21 protein-coding genes are annotated in these 19,862 nt (G+C 70.4%); 1 reads left to right on the forward strand and 20 read right to left on the reverse strand.

Annotated features, from left to right (window positions below; genetic code table 11):
* Positions 1-14 precede the first annotated feature (14 nt).
* The 16 genes from whiG to AB0C82_RS00510 all read right to left on the reverse strand — a co-directional run bounded on the left by whiG (position 15) and on the right by AB0C82_RS00510 (position 12,113).
* Positions 15-851 (reverse strand): RNA polymerase sigma factor WhiG, encoded by an 837-nt coding sequence (whiG, locus tag AB0C82_RS00435; protein WP_362834791.1) that lies wholly within the window; start codon positions 849-851, stop codon positions 15-17.
* Between the two features lie 254 nt (positions 852-1,105).
* Complete coding sequence (gene dprA, locus AB0C82_RS00440) at positions 1,106-2,296, reverse strand: DNA-processing protein DprA (RefSeq protein WP_362836944.1); 1,191 nt, start codon at positions 2,294-2,296, stop codon at positions 1,106-1,108.
* 8 nt (positions 2,297-2,304) lie between these two features.
* Positions 2,305-3,930, reverse strand: coding sequence for a YifB family Mg chelatase-like AAA ATPase (locus AB0C82_RS00445; RefSeq protein WP_362834793.1), 1,626 nt, complete (start codon positions 3,928-3,930; stop codon positions 2,305-2,307).
* Entirely contained in the window at positions 3,930-4,289 is a 360-nt protein-coding gene (locus AB0C82_RS00450) for a YraN family protein (protein ID WP_362834795.1), read from the reverse strand. The genes AB0C82_RS00445 and AB0C82_RS00450 overlap by 1 nt, the downstream gene beginning before the upstream one ends.
* Before the next feature lie 83 nt (positions 4,290-4,372).
* Positions 4,373-4,681, reverse strand: coding sequence for a DUF2469 domain-containing protein (locus AB0C82_RS00455; RefSeq protein WP_003965949.1), 309 nt, complete (start codon positions 4,679-4,681; stop codon positions 4,373-4,375).
* Positions 4,682-4,744: 63 nt separating this feature from the next.
* Entirely contained in the window at positions 4,745-5,233 is a 489-nt protein-coding gene (locus AB0C82_RS00460) for an NUDIX hydrolase (protein WP_362834797.1), read from the reverse strand.
* Complete coding sequence (gene lepB, locus AB0C82_RS00465; protein ID WP_362834799.1) at positions 5,223-5,987, reverse strand: signal peptidase I; 765 nt, start codon at positions 5,985-5,987, stop codon at positions 5,223-5,225. The genes AB0C82_RS00460 and lepB (AB0C82_RS00465) overlap by 11 nt, the downstream gene beginning before the upstream one ends.
* Before the next feature lie 50 nt (positions 5,988-6,037).
* The gene (gene lepB, locus AB0C82_RS00470) at positions 6,038-6,934 is read right to left on the reverse strand and encodes a signal peptidase I (RefSeq protein WP_362836946.1); all 897 of its coding nucleotides are present in this window, start codon (positions 6,932-6,934) and stop codon (positions 6,038-6,040) included.
* Complete coding sequence (gene lepB / locus AB0C82_RS00475; RefSeq protein WP_362834801.1) at positions 6,837-7,913, reverse strand: signal peptidase I; 1,077 nt, start codon at positions 7,911-7,913, stop codon at positions 6,837-6,839. The genes lepB (AB0C82_RS00470) and lepB (AB0C82_RS00475) overlap by 98 nt, the downstream gene beginning before the upstream one ends.
* Positions 7,906-8,676 carry a signal peptidase I gene (lepB, locus tag AB0C82_RS00480; RefSeq protein WP_362834803.1) on the reverse strand — a complete coding sequence of 257 codons (771 nt, stop codon included), beginning with the start codon at positions 8,674-8,676 and terminating at the stop codon, positions 7,906-7,908. Before lepB (AB0C82_RS00480) ends, lepB (AB0C82_RS00475) begins: the two co-directional genes overlap by 8 nt.
* A gap of 45 nt (positions 8,677-8,721) precedes the next feature.
* A complete protein-coding gene (rplS, locus tag AB0C82_RS00485) occupies positions 8,722-9,072 on the reverse strand; it encodes a 50S ribosomal protein L19 (RefSeq protein WP_362834805.1) in 351 nt (116 codons plus the stop codon).
* 125 nt (positions 9,073-9,197) lie between these two features.
* A complete protein-coding gene (gene trmD, locus AB0C82_RS00490; RefSeq protein ID WP_362834807.1) occupies positions 9,198-10,019 on the reverse strand; it encodes a tRNA (guanosine(37)-N1)-methyltransferase TrmD in 822 nt (273 codons plus the stop codon).
* Positions 10,016-10,597, reverse strand: coding sequence for a ribosome maturation factor RimM (rimM, locus tag AB0C82_RS00495; protein ID WP_362834809.1), 582 nt, complete (start codon positions 10,595-10,597; stop codon positions 10,016-10,018). Before rimM ends, trmD begins: the two co-directional genes overlap by 4 nt.
* An 86-nt stretch (positions 10,598-10,683) precedes the next feature.
* Positions 10,684-10,923 (reverse strand): RNA-binding protein, encoded by a 240-nt coding sequence (locus tag AB0C82_RS00500; RefSeq protein WP_254369541.1) that lies wholly within the window; start codon positions 10,921-10,923, stop codon positions 10,684-10,686.
* A gap of 2 nt (positions 10,924-10,925) precedes the next feature.
* Positions 10,926-11,363 carry a 30S ribosomal protein S16 gene (gene rpsP, locus AB0C82_RS00505; RefSeq protein ID WP_362834811.1) on the reverse strand — a complete coding sequence of 146 codons (438 nt, stop codon included), beginning with the start codon at positions 11,361-11,363 and terminating at the stop codon, positions 10,926-10,928.
* A gap of 156 nt (positions 11,364-11,519) precedes the next feature.
* A complete protein-coding gene (locus AB0C82_RS00510; RefSeq protein WP_362834813.1) occupies positions 11,520-12,113 on the reverse strand; it encodes a hypothetical protein in 594 nt (197 codons plus the stop codon).
* 575 nt (positions 12,114-12,688) lie between these two features.
* Between AB0C82_RS00510 and AB0C82_RS00515 the strand changes: the two genes are divergently transcribed.
* Positions 12,689-13,561: a methyltransferase domain-containing protein gene (locus tag AB0C82_RS00515; RefSeq protein ID WP_362834815.1), complete on the forward strand. Its 873-nt coding sequence runs from the start codon at positions 12,689-12,691 to the stop codon at positions 13,559-13,561.
* Positions 13,562-13,644: 83 nt separating this feature from the next.
* Here the strand turns inward: AB0C82_RS00515 and ffh are convergent, their stop codons facing one another.
* From ffh to AB0C82_RS00535, 4 genes are all read right to left on the reverse strand, one after another.
* On the reverse strand, positions 13,645-15,189 hold the full coding sequence (ffh, locus tag AB0C82_RS00520) for a signal recognition particle protein (RefSeq protein ID WP_362834817.1): 1,545 nt from the start codon (positions 15,187-15,189) through the stop codon (positions 13,645-13,647).
* A gap of 155 nt (positions 15,190-15,344) precedes the next feature.
* On the reverse strand, positions 15,345-17,807 hold the full coding sequence (locus AB0C82_RS00525; protein WP_362834819.1) for a [protein-PII] uridylyltransferase: 2,463 nt from the start codon (positions 17,805-17,807) through the stop codon (positions 15,345-15,347).
* A gap of 28 nt (positions 17,808-17,835) precedes the next feature.
* On the reverse strand, positions 17,836-18,174 hold the full coding sequence (locus AB0C82_RS00530) for a P-II family nitrogen regulator (protein WP_014048583.1): 339 nt from the start codon (positions 18,172-18,174) through the stop codon (positions 17,836-17,838).
* Entirely contained in the window at positions 18,171-19,520 is a 1,350-nt protein-coding gene (locus AB0C82_RS00535) for an ammonium transporter (RefSeq protein ID WP_362834821.1), read from the reverse strand. Before AB0C82_RS00535 ends, AB0C82_RS00530 begins: the two co-directional genes overlap by 4 nt.
* Between the last annotated feature and the right edge of the window lie 342 nt (positions 19,521-19,862).

Below are 19,862 nucleotides of genomic sequence, written 5' to 3' on the forward strand. Positions count from 1 at the left end.
AGTCCGAGGCCGGCTCAACGCCCCGCGTCGGCCAGCTTGGCCCGGAGTTGCAGCACGGACTTGGTGTGGATCTGGCTGACCCTGCTCTCGGTGACCCCGAGGACGTTGCCGATCTCGGCGAGGGTCAGCCCTTCGTAGTAGTAGAGGGTGACGACCGTCTTCTCCCGCTCGGGGAGCGTGTTGATGGCCCGGGCGAGCAACCGTCTGAGCTCACGGTCCTCGGCGACCTCCACCGGATTGTCGGCGGCGGTGTCCTCCAGCGTGTCCATCAGGCTCAGCCGGTCACCGCCCTCTCCGCCGACGTGCAGCAGCTCTTCGAGGGCGACCACGTTCGCCAGGGACAACTGGCTGAAAACAGCGTGCAGTTCTTCCAGCGCGATGCCCATCTCCGCGGCGACCTCCGCCTCCGAGGGCGTACGCCGCAGCTGGGCCTCCAGCGTGGCGTAGGCGCGCTCCACGTTCCGCGCCTTCTGCCTCACGGAACGGGGGATCCAGTCCAGGGCCCTGAGCTCGTCGATCATCGCCCCCCGGATACGGGTGATCGCGTATGTCTCGAACTTGATGGCCCGTTCGAGGTCGAACTTCTCGATGGCGTCGATGAGTCCGAAGACCCCGGAGGAGACGAAGTCGGCCTGCTCCACGTTGGACGGCAGCCCCACGCTGACACGGCCCGCGACGTACTTCACCAGGGGCGAGTAGTGCAGGATCAGCTGCTCCCGCAGCCTCCCGTCACCCGTCGACTTGTAGGAACGCCACAACTCGTCGAGGGAGGAGGGGGCAACTGGACGCACAGTGCCAGGCGCGGCCGGTGGAACTGCCGCGCGGTCAGACCCGGAGGTGTGCTGGGGCATGTGGTGCCTTGAGCCGTTCTGCTGTGAAGCGCTGGGGAACTTCTGTCTTGTACGGAATCCTCGTGAGCGTAGCGTGACTGACGTGTCGCGGTGTGCGTCGGACGGGGGACCTGCACCGGGAGATTCTGCACCATCGTGCGCGCCGCCGGTCATGAACGCGATCCGGGGCCGTCGCGGTGCGCGCCGGCCCCGGAGGCATCACCGAGAGAGCTGCCGAGGTCATCGGCTTCACCTTTTCACCCGAATGCTCCGGGTCAAGTACCGCCTCGCCGCGCGTCCCCGTTGCAAGTCGGCCTCCGCGTCAACTGCCATCCGTCGCCTTCCCGTTCGACGAACCCCAGTGAGTGCAGTTCGTACAGGCGGCCGAGAGCCTCGTCGGCGGTGACTCCGGCGGCACGCGCCACCTCCCGGCCGTCGACGGCGTCCTGGTACGGCAACGCCTCCAGCACCCGGGCGGTCACGGCGTCGAGCAGGTCCCTGGGGAGCACGGGACCTCTCCGTGCGGGAGCGAGGTCCCCGATGTCGCCGACCAGTTCGGCCACTTCGGCGGCGTCGGTCACCAACACCCCTTCGCCGCGCAGGAGTTCATGGACTCCCGCTGACAGGCCACTGGTGGCGGGCCCCGGCACCCCCATCGTGAAGCGGCCGAGGCGCTGCGCGCTGCGGGCGGTGACGAGCGAACCGCTGCGGTACTGGGCCTCGACCACGACCGTCCCTCTGGTCAGGGCCGCGATCACCCGGTTCCGGAGCACGAACCTGCTGCGCGTGGGATGGCTGCGCGGAGCCAACTCGCTCATGATCAGGCCCTGTTCGGCCATGCGTCCGATCAACTCGGCGTGACCCCGCGGGTAGGCGACGTCCACCCCGCAGGCGAGCACCGCCATCGTCGCGCCGCCCACGGCCAGGGCTCCGCGATGGGCCGCGCCGTCCACGCCGAACGCGGCCCCGGAGACCACCACCCAGCCGCGCTCCGCAAGCCCCGAACCGAGATTCGCGGCCATGTGCGCCCCGTACGGCGTGCAGGCTCTGGCACCGACCACCGCGACGGAGCGCAGCGCCCACAGGCGCAGGTCGGAACGCCCACGCACCCACAGACCGACGGGTCTCGCGTCGCCCAGGTCGTCGAGCTGGGTCGGCCACTCGCGGTCGCCGGGGCAGACGAATCGTCCGCCGGCTCCGGCCACCGCGGCCAGATCCCGCTCCGGTTCGACGGCCGCCGCGCGTAGGCGGTAGCCACCCAGTCGCACCGCCGTCATGCCCGCAAGCCGCTCCGCCGAGCCGTCGCACGTGGTGAGGCGCCGGACCAGCTCGACCGGACCCGTCTCCCGCAGCCAGCGGCCCGCGCGCTCGTCCCCCGGTTCGATGATCCGTGTCAGAGCCACGCGCGCCAGCCGCGCCCGGTCACCGCACCCGGCGGCTTCCTCGTCTCCCCCCTCGCCCTCCATCAGCCGGCTCACGACGCCCCGGCTTCCATCGGCACCCCTCGCTGGATGCCCGTCCGCAGCTCCAGGGCCACCGCGACGTCGGAGGCGTCGGGGCGGTCGGCGGCGCGGAGGTCCGCGACGGTCCACGCCACTCGCAGCACCCGGTCCAGCCCTCTGGCCGTCAGGACGCCCCGCTCCATGTCGCGTTCGGCGGCGTGCAGCGCACCGGGGGCGGCGAGCAGCCGGGTACGAAGTTCATGGCCCGGTACTTCGCTGTTGGTGCTCCAGGGCGTGCCCGCGAGCCGGTCGGCCGCCCGCTCCCTCGCCTCCCGCACCCGGTCGGCGACCTCGGCCGTCGTCTCGCCCCGCCCGCCGCGTCCCATGAGGTCCGCCCGGCTGACGGGCTCGACCTCGACGCGCAGGTCGACCCGGTCGAGCAGTGGCCCGGAGAGCCTCGACTGGTAGCGCCGGATCATGGCGGGCGGGCATTCGCAGCCGGCTCCGCTGAGGGTGTGCCGGCCGCAGGGGCACGGGTTGGCGGCCAGGATCATCAGGAACCGCGCCGGCAGCCGCACCACCCCCGCCGCGCGGGCGACCACCACGTGTCCGCTTTCCAGCGGTTGACGCAGCGCGTCGAGCGCCCGTCCGGAGAACTCAGGTGCCTCGTCCAGAAAAAGCACGCCTCTATGAGCGAGCGAGACCGCGCCGGGCCTCGGCAGGCCGTTGCCGCCGCCCACCAGGGACTGCATCGTCGCCGAGTGGTGCGGAGCGCAGTACGGCGCCCTGGTGACCAGGGGTTCGCCCGGCGGGAGGATCCCCGCCACCGAATGGACCGCCGTCACCTCAAGGGATTCCCGGCGGGTCAGCGGCGGCAGGATCGCCGACAGCCGTTCCGCCAGCATGGTCTTGCCCGCGCCCGGCGGGCCCGAGAGCAGGAGATGGTGACCCCCCGCCGCCGCCACCTCAAGAGCCTTGCGCGGCCTGTGCTGGCCGGCGACGTCCGCTAGGTCGGGGCGGTGGCCGTCGCTGCCCTGCACCGCGAACGGGGCGAGCCCCGTCCCCACCCCCGCTCCGGGCATCATCAGCCCGGCCAGCATGCTGTCGGGCCTGCCCTGGGCGGACACCGGTTCCTCGGGGACGGGCTCGTCGGCGAGCACGGCGATCAGCTGCTGCAGGCTCCGCACGCCGAGGACCGAGACACCCGGTACGAGCGCCGCCTCCCCGGCGGTCTGTTCGGGGACGACCACATGGCGGTACCCCGCCTCGGCGGCGGCGAGCACAGCCGGCAGCACCCCTCGCACCGGACGGACCCGGCCGTCCAGGCCCAGCTCCCCGATCATCACCACGTCGGCGATGGCCGCCGGATCGATGCGCTCCGCCGCACCGAGCACCGCACACGCGACGGCAAGGTCGAATCCACTGCCACTTTTCGGCACGGACGCCGGGGAGAGTCCCACCGTGAGCTTCTTCTGCGGCCATTCGGCACCGGAGTTGACCACTGCGGCCCTGACCCGGTCCCGGCTCTCCACCAGGCTCTTGTCCGGCAGACCGACCAGGGCGAACGCGGCCACCCCCGGCTCCAGGTCCGCCTGGACCTCCACCACCACACCCTCGACGCCTACCAGCGCCACCGAGCACGCGCGGGCGAACCCCATCAGGCCACCCCCCGCACATGCTCGGCGACGGGTGCTCCTCGCCGCGGCAGGATCACGCCGACCAGATCGATCCGGACGCCGCCCGACGGCGGTCCGTCGTGCCTGTCGAGCCAGATCCCGGCGAGCCTTCGCAGCCGCTCCGCCTTGGCCGGTGTGACGGCCGCCATCGGATGTTCGAAGGTTCCGGCCCTGCGGGTCTTGACCTCGCAGATGACCAGGGCATCGCCCTCACCTGCGACGATGTCGATCTCTCCGGCCCGGCAGCGCCAGTTGCGCGCCAGAACCGTCATACCCGACTCGGTCAGCAGCCGCGCTGCCAGATCCTCGCCGTACCGCCCGAGTGCCCCCCGTGCGTTCATTCGGCACCACCTCCGGCACCGACTCTGACGCGTCGGGCCGGAAGGGGTGGATCTTGGTGGACAACTCAGCGATTGTGGATAACTCAGCCACCCGGAAGTTCGAGATCGCTCTTGTTGAGCTCCTCGATGTTGACGTCCTTGAAGGTCAGAACACGGACCTGCTTGACGAATCGGGCGGGCCGGTACATGTCCCAGACCCAGGCGTCCGCCATGGACACCTCGAAAAAGACCTCGCCCTGAACCGAGTGCACCTGCATCTCGTAATCGTTGGTGAGGTAGAAGCGCCGTTCGGTCTCGATCACATATTTGAACAGACCGACGACATCGCGGTACTCCCGGTAGAGCTTCAGCTCCATCTCGGTCTCGTACTTCTCGAGGTCCTCGGCGCTCATGGCATGTTCCCCTTCAGCCGTGCGTCCCCCTATTGTGCGTCAGCCTCTCCCGCTCCCGGTCGATTAGACGATTTCGGGAGCCAGGACCAGCGGATGACGTGGAGGACCCTCGTCGAGCAGCGTGCGCAGCAGCTCGGCGAGTCTGGTCGGGTACACCGTCTCACGCGCCGCCAGCAGTTCGGCGGAAGTCCACCACCTGGAGCCCGCGATACTGCGCAGCTCCAGCTCGGTGAGGGCCGTCGGGGCGGTGACCGTCTGCGTCGTCCGGGCCAGGAAGTACCACTCGTCCTGGTCCCAGCGCCGACCGTCGAACGGGAACGAGCAGGACCGCTTCCAGATGACGGGCCCGAGTTCCACGTCCACGATCCCGGTCTCCTCGGCGAGCTCGCGCAGCGCGGCCTCCTCCCGGGTCTCCTGTCCCTCCAGGCCGCCGCCCGGGGTGAACCACCATGTCTTCGCCGGGTCGTCCGGTTCGAACCCGTGCAGGAGCAGAACGCGGTCGTCCGGGTCCAGGAGCACCACCCGGGCGACCCGGCGCGACTCAGCGGGCACTCGCGGGCCCCGCTGTGCGCCTGCGGCGTGAGGCGCGTGCCGCGATGGTGCTGTAGGCGGACCCGGCCAGTATGAGCAGGACACCCACCAGGACGGCGCCGAGCTGGAGCGGCAGCGGTCCGGCTGCCGAGATCCCGCCGGGCAGCCCGGCGAAGCCGGCCGGCCGCTCGATCAGGCTCTGCGAGGGCCAGGCGACGGCGTCCAGCCGGGCCTGCACGGCGCTGAGGGGGACCGATCCCTGCCCCGGGTCCTCCAGGTGGACCCGGGAGTCCAGCGAGCTGCTGCGCTCGTCACCCAGGAGGAACACCTGCCCCTTGGGCACCACGGCCGTGAAGTCCTGCTGCGCCGCCGGCGCCCCGCCCCCGCCCCCGCCGAAGGACTGGCCCTGCACATACGGTTCCTCGATGGGCTCACCGTTGACGGTGAGCCGTCCGTCGGCGTCGCAGCAGGCGACCTTGTCGCCGCCGACCCCGACCACCCTCTTCACCATCGGCTGGTCACCCCACACCGAATCGGTGAAGACGACCACGTCCCCGCGCTTCACATCCGTGCCGTCGATCCGCTCCGCGAGCACGCGGTCACCGGCGTCGACCGTCGGCGTCATGGACCCGGTCGGCACCGTGTACGGCTTGTACACCACGGCTGCCCAGGCGAAGCCGCCGAGGAAGAGCACACAGCCGACGGCCACGGCCAGGCTCGACAACACATTGCCGAGCCGGCCGTGGCCGTCACCCGTTCGTCCTGTTCCGCTCATCCCAGCGCTCCCCCATCGGAGATCGACAATCGCTGATCCGAGTCGGCACCCTACCCGGCGGTATGCCCGTGGGTCAGCCTCCGGCGGCGCCACAACACGAGGGGCAGCGCTCCGGCTACACCCAGTGCACCCGGCACGGCGATCGCGGCCGCCGCGTTCAGGCCGGGCTGGTCGAAGGTGCTGGGAACCGGCAGCGTGGCCCAGCGGTTGACCGGCCAGGCCACGACGACGGCGCGGCCGACGACCTCGTCCGTGGAGACGGTGCCCTGGCCAGGCAGCTCCTGGTGGTAGCGGGAGTCCAGCGAGTTGCTGCGGTGGTCACCCATCACCCAGATACGGCCGTCCGGCACGTTGATCGGCCCGAACGGTTCGTCGTTGCAGGGAGTGTCCCCGGGGAAGATGAACGACTTCTCGTCCAGAGCCTTGCCGTTGACGGTCACCGGCCCGTTCTTCTTGCACTCCACCGTGTCGCCGCCCACCGCGATGACCCGCTTGATCAGGTCCTTCTCCTCCGCGGACGGCATCAGCCCGATGAAGCTGAGGAACTTCTGCGCCACGTTGGGCTCGGGCGCCACCGTGTCCTCGAGCCAGCCGCCGGGGTCGTGGAACACCACGACCTCGCCGCGCTTGGGCTCGGCACCGAACCACGGCGTCAGCTTGTCGACCAGCACCCGGTCGCCCCGCTGCAGCGTGTTCTGCATGGAGTCGGACGGGATGGAGAACGCCTGCACCAGGAACGTCTTGATCAGCAGCGCGAGAATCAGCGCGATGCCGATGAGCAGAGGCAGTTCCTTCCAGAAGGAGCGCTGCTTCTTCTGGGCGTTGCCACCGTTGTCCGCGGAGTCGCCGTCACTCTCCGTCCGGCCCACCGACGCCTCCCCCTGCGCCCCGGCCCTCTCCGGCCGGTCCTCGGGTTCGTCGTGTCCGGATCGTGCGCCGACCGCCAAATCCCCCACATCCACTCCTCAATCCGTGCCACCGCCCGCGCCTTGGTCGGAGCAGGCCCACCACTCCCATAACGAGCGGGAGTTCCGCAGGGGTCGGGAGCGGGACCATTCCGTATCGATCCCGGGAGGACACACTATTCGACCCGCCGGTCCCTGCCGCCGTCCCCGTGCCCGTGGCCGGGACCGATGCGTACGTCTCCCGTTCCTCCAGTCTGCGCCAGTGACCGAAGGGCCAGGCGATCACGACGGCGCGTCCCACGACCTCGTCCTCGGAAACCGTGCCGTTCTCCGGCTCGTCGAGGTGGAAACGTGAGTCGGCGGAGTTGGACCGGTGGTCACCCATCACGAAGATGCGGCCCGCCGGGACCTCCACCTTGAACTTGAGCGTCGACGGCTTGTCGTCGGGATGGATGTACTGCTCGTTGAGCGGTTCGCCGTTGACCCGGATCCGGCCGTCCTCGCCGCAGCACTCGACGGTGTCGCCGCCGACGGCCACCACCCGCTTGATCAGGTCCTGCTCGTCGTCGGACGGCAGGAGCCCGATGAAGGTGAGTAGTTCCTCGGCCTGCTTGACCCCGATGGGCGGGTCCTTCTCCTGGGTGGCCTGCTCCTGCTGGAGCCAGCCCCCGGGGTCCTTGAACACGACGACGTCGCCGCGCTCCGGCCTGGAACCGAACCACGGCGTGAGCTTGTCGACCAGCACCCGGTCGCCGATCTGGATGGTCTGCTCCATCGAACCGGACGGGATCACGAACGCCTGCACGAGAAATGTCTTGAGGACCAGCGCGATCAGCAGCGCGACAAGGATGAGGAGGGGGATCTCCTTCGCCGCCGACCTGCGCCTGCGCCGCTTGACCTTGCGGGCCAGCTTGCGGCGCTCGGCCCGGGTCGGCAGGGAACGGCGCGAGGTCGGCCTGGTCCCGGTCGGCAGCGGGACGGCCTCGTCCGACGCTCCGCGCGGGCGCCCGCGGTTACCCATGGGCTCCGCCCGGTACCCCTACGCCCTCGAAGGCGCCGGTGCCGGGCACGGAGCCCAGCCGGCCCGGTGGCCAGCCCAGCCAGTCGACCCGCCCGATCACCATGTCCACGGGAACCATCCCGCCGCCGGGCTGCCCCAGAAGCTCCCGGGAGTCACGCGAGTTGCCGCGGTGGTCGCCCATCATCCACAGGGTGCCCTGGGGTACGACGATGTCGAAGGCCACCGAGGAAGGTTCGTCGCCCGGGTAGAGGTACCGCTCGTCCACGGAACGGCCGTTCACCTGGAGCCTCCCCCGCCGGTCGCAGCAGACCACCCGGTCGCCCCCCACGCCCACCACCCGCTTCACGAAGTCGGTCTCGGCGGGCTCGGCCAGCCCGAGGGACGCGCCCGCGCCGCGCAGCAGGCCGGTGAGGGGGTCGCCCCCCGACGACTCCCTGACGAAGGAACCGGTGCCGTCGAACACCACCACGTCGCCGCGCTGCGGGACTGTGCCGAAACGGTACGCCAGTTTGTTGACGAGCACCCGGTCCCCGACCCTCAGCGTCGGCTCCATCGAGCCGCTGGGAATGAGGAACGGCTGCACCACGAAGTTGCTGAACAGCAGCAGCGCCACCGTGAGGGCTGCCCCCAGGGAGACGGCCCGTCTCCAGGACATCGCGAGGGATATCCGGTCCCGGATACGCGAGAAGCGCGACCCCTCCTCCGGCCCTTCTGCAGGCCCAAAGGAGCGGTCGCGCTCTGTGTGCTGTGTGTCCGTGTCCATCGGAGCCGAAGCTTATCCGGCCGCGCCGAGGACCCTGGAGTCAGCTCAGCGGTCGCGCTTCTCCTTGATCTTCGCGGCCTTGCCGCGCAGCTCACGGAGGAAGTACAGCTTGGCGCGACGGACGTCACCGCGGGTGACGAGCTCGATCTTCTCGAAGATCGGGCTGTGCACCGGGAAGGTGCGCTCGACGCCGACGCTGAAGGAGACCTTGCGGACCGTGAAGGTCTCGCTGACACCGGCACCCTGGCGGCGGATGACGACGCCCTTGAACTGCTGGATACGGGAGCGGTTGCCCTCGATCACGCGCACGTGGACGTTGATGGTGTCACCGGCGCGGAACGCCGGGAGGTCGGTACGCAGCGAAGCGGCGTTGACGCCATCGAGCAGATGAGACATGTTGTCTGCTTTCTTCGCCGATGCCACAGGTCATCGACGGGAGAGAGGGAAGATTCGGGTGCTGATCGCGTCGGGCGGGCGTCTTTCCCCCTGTGGCAGGGGCGCGCGCCGGACGTACAGCAGCGTTATTCTTCCATGCCCTCGGGCCTGCGCCAAAATCGGCCGCCCGGCCCCGGGGACCAGCCGAGGATGGAAAGCATCTCCCGGTCCTTCTTGTCGAAGCCCGAGGCCTCGCAACGCTCAATGAGATCCGGCCTGTTGAGCGCGGTACGACGGAAGGCCTCGTCCCGGCGCCAGCGTGCGATCTTTCCGTGGTGCCCGCTGAGCAGGACCTCCGGGATGCCGCGGCCACGCCACTCGGGCGGCTTGGTGTAGACCGGGCCCTCCAGCAGATCGGCCATGGCACCCGGTGCGAAGGAGTCGTCCCGGTGCGATTCGGCGTTGCCGAGGACACCGGGCAGGAGCCGGGCCACGGCCTCCGTGATGACCAGCACGGCGGCTTCCCCGCCGGCCAGGACGTAATCCCCGATGGACACCTCGATGACCCGCATACGGGTGGCGTACTCGTCCATCACCCTGCGGTCGATGCCCTCGTACCGGGCGGGCGTGAAGATCAGCCACGGCCGCTCGGAGAGCTCGACGGCCAGTTCCTGGGTGAACGGCCGGCCGCTGGGCGTGGGTACCACGATCACCGGGGAGTGCGCCCCGGCCTCGTAGCCGTCGGCCAGCGTCTCGTCCAGGCAGTCACCCCAGGGCCCGGTCTTCATGACCATGCCGGGGCCGCCGCCGTAGGGGGTGTCGTCGACCGTGTTGTGCCGGTCGTAGGTCCACTCCCGGAGGTCGTGGACGTGCACGTCGAGCCGTCCTCGGGCGCGCGCCTTACCGACCAGCGAGACGTTCAGCGGCTCCAGGTACTCGGGGAAGATCGTGACGACGTCGAGCCTCATCGGGTGCCGTCCCCTGACGGGGCGGACTCGTCGTCCTCCTCGTCGCGCGAGGTGGCGACCACGGCCTCGTTCTCGTCGATCAGCCCGGGCGGCGGCGTGATGACCACGCGCTGCTCCTCCAGGTCGATCTCACCGACGATCTCCTCGACGAAGGGGATCATCACCTCGCTGCCGTCCGGGCGCTCCACGATGAACAGGTCCTGGGACGGCAGGTGCGTGATCTCGGTGATCCGGCCGATCTCGGTGCCGTCGGCGAGGACGACGTCGAGGTCCATGAGCTGGTGGTCGTAGAACTCCTCGGGGTCCTCCGGAAGCTCGTCCGGGTCCACCTCGGCGATCAGGAGGGTGTTACGGAGGGCCTCCGCGCCCGTACGGTCCCGTACGCCCTCGAAGCGGAGCAGGAGCCTTCCGCTGTGGACCCTGCCGCTCTCAATCGTCAGCGGTCCCGTCTCGGCGGGCTCGGTGGCCAGGACGGCACCGGGACCGAGCCGCACCTCGGGCTCGTCCGTGCGCACCTCGACGGTGACCTCGCCCTTGATGCCGTGGGCACGGCCGATCCGTGCGACTACCAACTGCACGCTACTTCTCCAGGTGATCGTTTACGGACGACAAAGGCCGGGGACGGCTCGAAAGCCCTCCCCGGCCCTGGCCGGTGTTCAACTCTTCAGCGAGCCTGATCCACGTCGACGAGGTCGACGCGGATACCGCGGCCGCCGATGGCACCCACGACGGTACGCAGAGCGCGAGCGGTGCGGCCGTTACGGCCGATCACCTTGCCGAGGTCGTCCGGGTGAACCCGGACTTCCAGGACGCGTCCACGGCGCAGGTTGCGCGAGGCAACCTGCACATCGTCGGGATTGTCGACGATGCCCTTCACGAGGTGCTCGAGAGCCTCCTCGAGCATGCTCAGGCCTCGGTCGACTCGGTGGACGCAGCGTCAGCCGCCTCGTCCGCCTTCTTGTCGGCCTTCTTGGCCTTCTGGGTGATGGCCTCACCCTTGGCCTCGTCGCCGTCCGAGGTCAGAGCCTCGAACAGGGCGCGCTTGTCAGCCTTGGGCTCCGGCTGCAGGAGCGGCGCCGGGGCCGGAAGGCCCTTGTGGGCCTGCCAGTCACCGGTGAGCTTGAGGATCGCGAGAACCGGCTCGGTCGGCTGAGCGCCGACGGAGAGCCAGTACTGCGCGCGCTCTGCGTTGACCTCGATGCGCGAGGGGTTCTGCACCGGGTGGTACAGGCCGATCTCCTCGATGGCCCGACCATCACGGCGGGTACGGGAGTCGGCGACGACGATGCGGTAGTGAGGCGAACGGATCTTGCCCAGACGCTTCAGCTTGATCTTGACTGCCACGGAAGTGGTGTCTCCTGGTCTTGACGTGGTTGGGCACAACGTAGATGCCACGTGGGGTTGCGGTACTCGCGTGCCCGACGGACGCGTCAGCCGGAGGAGAGAGGGGTCCTATGCGACTGTCGAGTACAGCTGTCCATTGTGCCACACCGCATCGGGTCACCCCACCGCGACCGCCGCTTCCGGGATCCTGAACGGCTTTCCGCAGCCGCCGCAGACGATCGGGGCCTGCGCGAGGACCGAGGGGACCACGCGCACGTTGCGTCCGCAGTCGCAGACCGCCTTGACCCGCACGCCGCCTCCGGAGGAGCCGTGCCGGGCGGCCGGCCCGCGGAAGGAGCGCTTGGTGTCGGCTGCCGTGGCGACGGTGTGCGCCTTGAGGGCGCGCTGCAGCCGTTCGATGGTGGGTCGGTACCTCCGCTTGGCCTCCGGGTTCAGGGTGACCAGCGAGAATCCGCTGCTGGGATGGGGCTCCTCGGAATGATCGAGGCCCATCTCCTCTGCGATCGCGAGGAATCGTCGGTTGTGGTACCGCCCCGCACGTGAGGTGTCGCGGACACCTCTCGCGGCGGCGATGCCGTGGACTGCCTCATGGAGCAGTCGCTCGAAGGAGAGCTCGGCGCCACAGGCGGACGACGACTCTCCGATCAGGGACTCGGGCGCGGCAAGATCGGGCAGCTCGGGGTGGTACCGCTGAATGTCGGCCCACGCCTGTGCCAGCTCTGCGGCAAGTACAGGTGGTGTCGTGCTCACGTCGTGACAACGAGCCTGAGTGCCCCGGTGTTCCTATTCCGGGGCATCCCAAATAATTTGCACGTACCAGTCAGTTGCCGTTGATGCGTCCGGACGAGGGCGGGTGCGCTGATCTGCGGAGAAGCCACACAGCTCACACCAAGGTGGTACGTAGCGCCTCGTACGTCCGGCGCGTAGTCGCGGGGCGGCGGGGGAACCCTGCGGGTTCCGGTGCGCGGCTCATCCGGGACAAGGGTGACCCTACCCGGCGTTCCGCACGCCCCGGGCACCGGCCCGGCCGCCTCCGGGGCCCGCCGGACACGGGGCTCCGGGTGCTCGACGTGCTGCGGGTCACGTGTCGGGTAAGACTGGTGAGGGAAGAGCACGAGCCCGCAGGGCCTCACGTCGTGCGAATGAGCCCGCCGAAGCTGCTGGTCGGCGGGGGTGCACGACAGGGGCGCACAAGCATTGCCTTTCAACCCCTGGACGAGACCGCGAATGCGGAGTTCTCTGACATACGGGGGGCTGCGGGCCTACGCACACGGGGGGCCGTCCACTCGGGCACGACCGACCTCTTGGCGGATTGGGGCGCTTTCATGACACCAACGCTCGTCCGGCACCACAGGTATGCGGATTCGTCCGCCACGGTGGACGCCGCTACCCGTGCCCGCGACTGGGCCGAGATCCAGGAGCGGATGCTGGCACCGCTGTACGAAGCCGTGTACCAGCGGCTCGAAGTCGGAGCCGCGACGCGGATGCTCTCCATCGGCTGCGGCTCCGGGCTGGCGCTGCTGATCGCGGCGGCCCGTGGCGCGCGCGTCACCGGTGTCGACACCGACCGTGAACGGCTCGCGCTGGCCCGCGAGCGCCTCCTGCCCGATCAGGGCTGGGACGGCGGCCCCGACCAGCCCGTGGCGGAGCAGCCGAGGCTGTTCGTCGGCGGCCCGTCGGCCGCCGCTCCCGCCGCGGCCGAGGCTCCGTACAACCTCCTGACGGCGTTCAACCCGATCGGCTGTGTGACCGGTGATTCCGAAGGGCTCTCGCCCGCGCTGGAATCGGCCGTACGGCTGGCCGCCCGGGGCACCACCGTGGTCCTGACCGGCTGGGGGCCGCCCGAGCGGTGTGCCACGGCGCCGGTGCTGCGGGTGGCGGCCCGGCTCGCGGAATCGGCCCGGGCACCGCGGTCCGCGGGCCTGCGGGCCGCCCGCCGCGACGATCTGGAGGACGTGGCGGCGCGGGCGGGGCTGAAGCCGGACGGTTCGGGCCGGGTGTCCTGTCCGTTCGGGTACGCCGACATGGAGAGTGCCGTGCGCGGCCTGCTGTCGACCGGGCTGTTCGACTCCGCCGTCCGGGCCACCGACCGGTCCCAGGTCGAGAAGGAGGTCGCGGAGGCGCTGCATCCGCACCGCCGTCCGGACGGCACGGTATGGATGCCCAACGTGTTCCGGTACCTGGTGTGCGTCTCCTGAGGACCGCGCACCCGGGACATGCGTAAGGGGCGCCCTCTCCCTGAGAGGGCGCCCCTTACGGCTGGTCCTTGGCGATACCGCGGTCAGCCCATGAACTTCTTGAACTCGTCGGGCAGCTCGAAGTTCTTGTCCTGGGCCGGCAGCGCCGGTACACCGCCCTGAGCGGCCTGCTCGCGGCGGGCCGCCTCGGCCTGCTCCTCGGCCTTGCGCTTCATCGGGTTACCGCTCTTGCGCTTGCCCTTGGCCTGCTTGACCTGCTTCTTCTGACGGCCGGGACCGCCACCCATGCCCGGCATCCCCGGCATCCCGGGCATCCCGCCGCCCTGGGCCATCTTCGACATCATCTTGCGGGCCTCGAAGAACCGCTCCACCAGGTTCTTCACGGCGGAGACCTCGACGCCCGAACCCTTGGCGATACGGGCCCGGCGCGAACCGTTGATGAGCGTCGGCTCGGCGCGCTCCTTCGGGGTCATCGACTTGATGATCGCGGCCGTACGGTCCACGTCGCGCTCGTCGATGTTGTTGATCTGGTCCTTGATCTGCCCCATCCCGGGGAGCATCCCGAGCAGCTTGGAGATGGAGCCCATCTTCCTGACCTGCTCCATCTGCGACAGGAAGTCGTCGAGCGTGAAGTCCTTGCCCTTGCTCGACGCCAGCTTGGAGGCCATTTGAGCGGCCTCTTCCTGGCTGAACGTCTTCTCCGCCTGCTCGATCAGGGTGAGCAGGTCACCCATGTCGAGGATGCGGGAGGCCATGCGGTCCGGGTGGAAGGCGTCGAAGTCCTCGAGCTTCTCGCCGTTCGACGCGAACATGACCTGCTTGCCCGTGACGTGGGCGATCGACAGGGCGGCGCCACCGCGGGCGTCACCGTCGAGCTTGGAGAGCACGACGCCGTCGAAGCCGACGCCGTCGCGGAAGGCCTCGGCGGTGTTGACCGCGTCCTGGCCGATCATCGCGTCGACGACGAAGAGGATCTCGTCGGGGCTGACGGCGTCGCGGATGTCCGCGGCCTGCTTCATCAGCTCCTGGTCGATACCGAGGCGGCCCGCGGTGTCGACGATGACGATGTCGTGGACCTTGGTCTTCGCGAACTCGATGGAGTCCTTGGCGACCTTGACCGGGTCACCGACGCCGTTGCCCGGCTCCGGCGCGTACACCGCGACTCCGGCCCGGTCGGCGACGACGCTGAGCTGGTTGACGGCGTTGGGGCGCTGGAGGTCACAGGCGACGAGCAGCGGGGAGTGGCCCTGGCCCTTGAGCCACAGACCGAGCTTTCCGGCGAGGGTCGTCTTACCTGCACCCTGGAGACCGGCCAGCATGATCACGGTGGGCGGGTTCTTCGCGAACCGCAGTCGCCGCGTCTCGCCGCCGAGGATGCCGACGAGTTCCTCGTTGACGATCTTGACGACCTGCTGGGCCGGGTTCAGGGCCTGGGAGACCTCGGAGCCACGCGCCCGCTCCTTGACCTTGGCGATGAAGGCGCGGACCACGGGGAGCGCGACATCGGCTTCCAGCAGGGCGATACGGATCTCGCGAGCCGTGGCGTCGATGTCCGCCTCGGACAAGCGGCCCTTGCCCCTGAGGTTCTTGAAAGTCGCGGCAAGGCGGTCGGAGAGAGTATCGAACACGGCGCTCGTCGGTCCTCAGGGTCGGGGGCGGGGCAGGTCAGTCGCACTCCAGGGTATCCGGCCCCCGGAGAACGCAAAGCCCTCGCCCGTTTCTCGTGACGTACGGGGGCTGTGTCCGCCGCTCCGGAAGGCGGAACGGCGGACATACGGCGGGGTCAGCCGAGCGCCTTCTCCACCTCTCCCGCCACCTGTGCGGCCCGGGCGTCGGGCAGCGGGTTCCCGTCGGTGTCCGTGACGTAGAACGCGTCCACCGCGTTCGCGCCCAGGGTCGAGACATGGGCGCTGCGGACCCGTACGGCGCTCTGTTCGAGGGCCCGGCCGATCCGGTGGAGCAGCCCCGGGGCGTCCTGGGCGCGGACCTCGATCACCGTGGCGACCTGGGAGCCCGCGGCCGCGACGGTCACCCGGGGCGGCGGGGCCTTGACCCCGCGCCGGCGGGGGTAGGCCGCTTCGCGTTCGGCGAGGCGGGCCCTGATGTCCAGGGATCCGTCCAGGGCGCGTACGAGGTCGGCGCGGAGCCGGGCGGCCTGCGGGAGGGACCCGTACTCGGCGGCGACCCGCCAGCTCAGCAGCAGCAGATCGGCGCTCTCGCCGAGCTCGGTGGGGAGCTCGACGGCACGCAGATCGGCGGCACGGACCGTGAGGCGGTGCAGGGCGAGGACGCCGGCCGCCGCGGGCAGGACGCCGGGACGGTCGGGCAGGGCGATGAGCAGTTCGACGCCGACCGGTTCCGGTTCGCCGTCCTGCGGCGGCGTCTCCGCCTGGGCGTGCAGAGCCAGTACGGGCTCACCGGTTCGCAGGGCCTCGACGGCGAGGCGCTCCTGCTCGGCGCTGGGCGCGGCCGGTTCCGGTTCCGGCGGTGCCTCGCCGGCGAGCACGGCGGCGACGCGCCTGACGAGGTCGGTGACGAGGGAGGCGCGCCAGGTGCTCCAGGCGGCGGGTCCTGTCGCGAGGGCGTCCGCCTCGGTCAGGGCGTGCAGGAGCTCCAGGGTCGAGGCGGTCCCGACCGCCGTGGCGACGGAACGGACCGTCGCGGGGTCGTCCAGGTCGCGCCGGGTGGCCGTCTCGATGAGCAGCAGGTGGTGGCGTACGAGCGTGGCGATGACGCCCACGTCGTGCTTGTCGAAGCCGATGCGGGCCGCCATGTCGCGGGCGATGACCTCGCCGGCGACGGAGTGGTCGCCGGGCCAGCCCTTGCCGATGTCGTGGAGCAGCGCGGCGACGAGGAGCAGGTCGGGGCGGCCGACGCGACGGGTGAGGGCGGAGGCGCGGACAGCCGTCTCGACGAGGTGGCGGTCGACGGTCCAGGTGTGGACGGGGTTGCGCTGGGGGCGGCAGTGGACCCGTTCCCAGTCCGGCAGCAGCCGGGTGATGATCCCCTCCGATTCGAGCGCCTCCCAGACCCCCACGGTGGCTTCGCCGGCCCCGAGGAGCGTGACGAGTTCCTCGCGGGCGTCGGCGGGCCACGGCACGGGCAGCGGGCGGGCGGCGCCCGCCAGGTGGCGTACGAGGTGGCGGGAGAGCGGCAGCCCGGACTCGGCGGCCGCCGCGGCGGCCCGGAGTGTGAGGACGGGGTCCTTCTCGGGGCGGGCGGTGCGGGCGAGGACGACCTCGCCGTCCGCCTCCACGACCCCGTCCGCGAGCGGCGTGCGGTCGGGGACGGGTTTGCCGCCCCCCAGTCCGCCGCCCAGCATCGCGCGCAGCCGGGGCCGGACGGAGCGGGCCCGCAGCACCCGGCTGACCTCGCGCCAGGTGACGTCGGTGGCGTACGAGACGGTGCGGGCGGCCTCGTAGACCTGGCGTAGCAGTGCGTCGGCGTCCAGGAGGCCGAGCTCGGTGGCCACCTGGTCCTGTTCCTGGAGGGCGAGGCGGTCGGTGGCGCGGCCGGTGGTGAGGTGGAGGGCGTCGCGGGCGTCGAGAAGGATGCGGCGGGCCTCCGAGAGCCCTTCGCGCGGGGCGTCCGCGACCCAGGACGCGGCGACGGCGCGCAGGGCTGTGGCGTCGCGCAGGCCGCCGCGGGCCTCCTTGAGGTCGGGTTCCAGGAGGAACTGGAGCTCGCCCATGCGCTCGGCCCGTTCGCGGCAGAGCTCGTCCAGGGCCGGGAGTCGCTTGGGCGCCTGGTTGCGCCAGTCGGCGAGGATCGCGGTGCGCAGTCCGGCGGCGAGGCCGAGGTCGCCGGCCACGGGACGGGCGTCGAGCAGCCCGAGCTGGACCTTGAGGTCCTCCCTCGCGGTCCAGCATGCCTCGGCGGGGGTGCGTACGGAGTGGTCGAGGGCCAGGCCGAGGTCCCAGACCGGGTACCAGACGCGGTCGGCGAGGGCGGCCAGGGCCGCCGCGTCGGCGCTGCCGTCGTGCAGGAGCAGGAGGTCGAGGTCGCTGCGCGGGGAGAGCTCGCCGCGGCCGTATCCACCGACGGCCACGAGGGCGGCGCCCCGGACGCCCGTCTCCGCGGCCGCGGTGGTGAACAGCGCGCTCAGCCAGTCGTCGGTGAGCGCGGCGAGGGCAGCACGGCGCGGCGGCCCGGACTGCGCCTTCTCCTGGAGAAGGCGCAGCCGGGCCGCCGCGTAGCCGCTGGGTCCCGATTCTTCGGATTCGGTGGTCACTTCGGTGCTCGTCACCCAGCTGCCTCTCGGTTGTACGGGACGCTCAGAGCGCGTCGGGTCCGCGTTCCCCGGTGCGTACGCGGATCGCGGTCTCCACCGGCACGCTCCAGACCTTGCCGTCACCGATCTTGCCGGTACGGGCGGCCTTCACGACGACGTCGATGAGCTGTTCGGCGTCCTCGTCCTCGACGAGGACCTCGATACGGATCTTCGGCACGAGGTCGACGGTGTACTCGGCACCGCGGTAGACCTCGGTGTGTCCGCGCTGGCGCCCGTAGCCGCTGGCTTCCGTGACCGTGAGGCCCTGGACGCCGAAGGCCTGGAGGGCCTCCTTGATCTCGTCGAGCCTGTGCGGCTTCACGACCGCGGTGATGAGCTTCATGCGTCCACCTTCTTCGTCTTCGCTGCTGCCGTCGTGTCCTGGGGGGCCGCGGTGCGCGGGGCGGCGCCGCCGCCGGCGCCGCTGAAGTCGTACGCCGTCTCGGCGTGTTCGACCTGGTCGATGCCGGAGATCTCGTCGTCCTCGGGGACCCGCATCCCGATCGTCTTGTCCAGGAGGAAGGCCAGGACCGCGGAGACGACCAGAGAGTACGCCAGGACCGCGACCACTCCGACGGCCTGCTTGCCCAGCTGGTCGAGGCCGCCGCCGTAGAAGAGGCCCTTGGCGTCGGACTGGACGCCGCCGGTGGCGAAGAAGCCGACGAGGAGGGAGCCGGCGATGCCGCCGACGAGGTGGACACCGACGACGTCCAGGGAGTCGTCGTAACCGAACCTGTACTTCAGGCCGACCGCCATGGCGCAGAGCACACCGGCGATGGCGCCGACGGCGATGGCGCCGAGCGGGCTGACCGCACCGCCGGACGGGGTGATGGCGACGAGGCCCGCGACGGCGCCGGACGCGGCACCCAGGGTGGTGAAGGAGCCGTGGCGGATCTTCTCGTAGCCGAGCCAGGCGAGCATCGCGGCGGCCGTGGCGACCTGCGTGTTGACGAACATGACCGCGCCGACGCCGTCGTCGTTGCCCAGCCACGAGCCGGCGTTGAAGCCGAACCAGCCGAACCAGAGGAGACCGGCGCCGAGCATGACGAGCGGCAGGCTGTGCGGCCGCATCGGGTCCTTCTTGAAGCCGACGCGCTTGCCGATGACGAGGATCACGCCGAGAGCCGCCGCACCGGCGTTGATGTGGACGGCCGTACCACCGGCGAAGTCGATGACGCCCATCTCGAAGAGCCAGCCGCCGGCGCCCCATACCCAGTGCGCGACCGGGAAGTAGACGATGGTGACCCAGAGCGTGATGAACAGGGCCCACGAGGTGAACTTGACCCGGTCGGCGAGTGCGCCGCTGATCAGTGCCGGGGTGAGGATGGCGAACATCAGCTGGAAGACGGCGAAGACGTAGACCGGGATGGTGTAACCGTCCCAGAGTTCGTTGACGCCGATCCCGCTGAGACCGACGTAGTCGGAGGTCCAGCCGACGACCGAGCCGATGTCGGAACCGAAGGCCATGCTGAATCCGTAGAGCACCCACAGGATCGTGACGATCCCGAGGCTGATGAAGCTCATCATCAGCATGTTGAGGGTGCTCTTGACGCGGACCATGCCTCCGTAGAAGAAGGCAAGGGCCGGAGTCATGAGCATCACCAGGGCGGAGCAGATGAGCATGAACCCGGTGTTGGCGGCAGACAGCTCAGGGGCGTCTGCGGCAAACGTCATGATGCCTGGGGGCATCGGCGTCTCCTCGTCGTCGGTGCGGCCGCGTGCGGGCGAGATTGCGGGGCCACTGGGAAAAAGGTGCGGGCCGGTTATGCGCCATGAGATTGACCCAGCGCCGTTTCCGCAGATGCTGCACGGTGTTTCGCCGCAGTGACGAAGAGGCGCGGTGTGTTACGTCCGAATGAACCGGGAGTGGCGTAAGCGTTGGGCTGCCTACCATGCGTTCCGCGCCGCATACGGTGGGGTTGAACCGCCCGAAGACGTGAACCGGCCACGGCAACCGTCCGTTGACCTGGCAATGGGGGAGCCGAGTCGGGCTGTACGGGACGGTGGCCGTGGCCGGTGGTGAGGGAGCCG

Source organism: Streptomyces sp. NPDC048560 (assembly GCF_040650955.1).
Classification (GTDB): Bacteria; Actinomycetota; Actinomycetes; order Streptomycetales; family Streptomycetaceae; genus Streptomyces.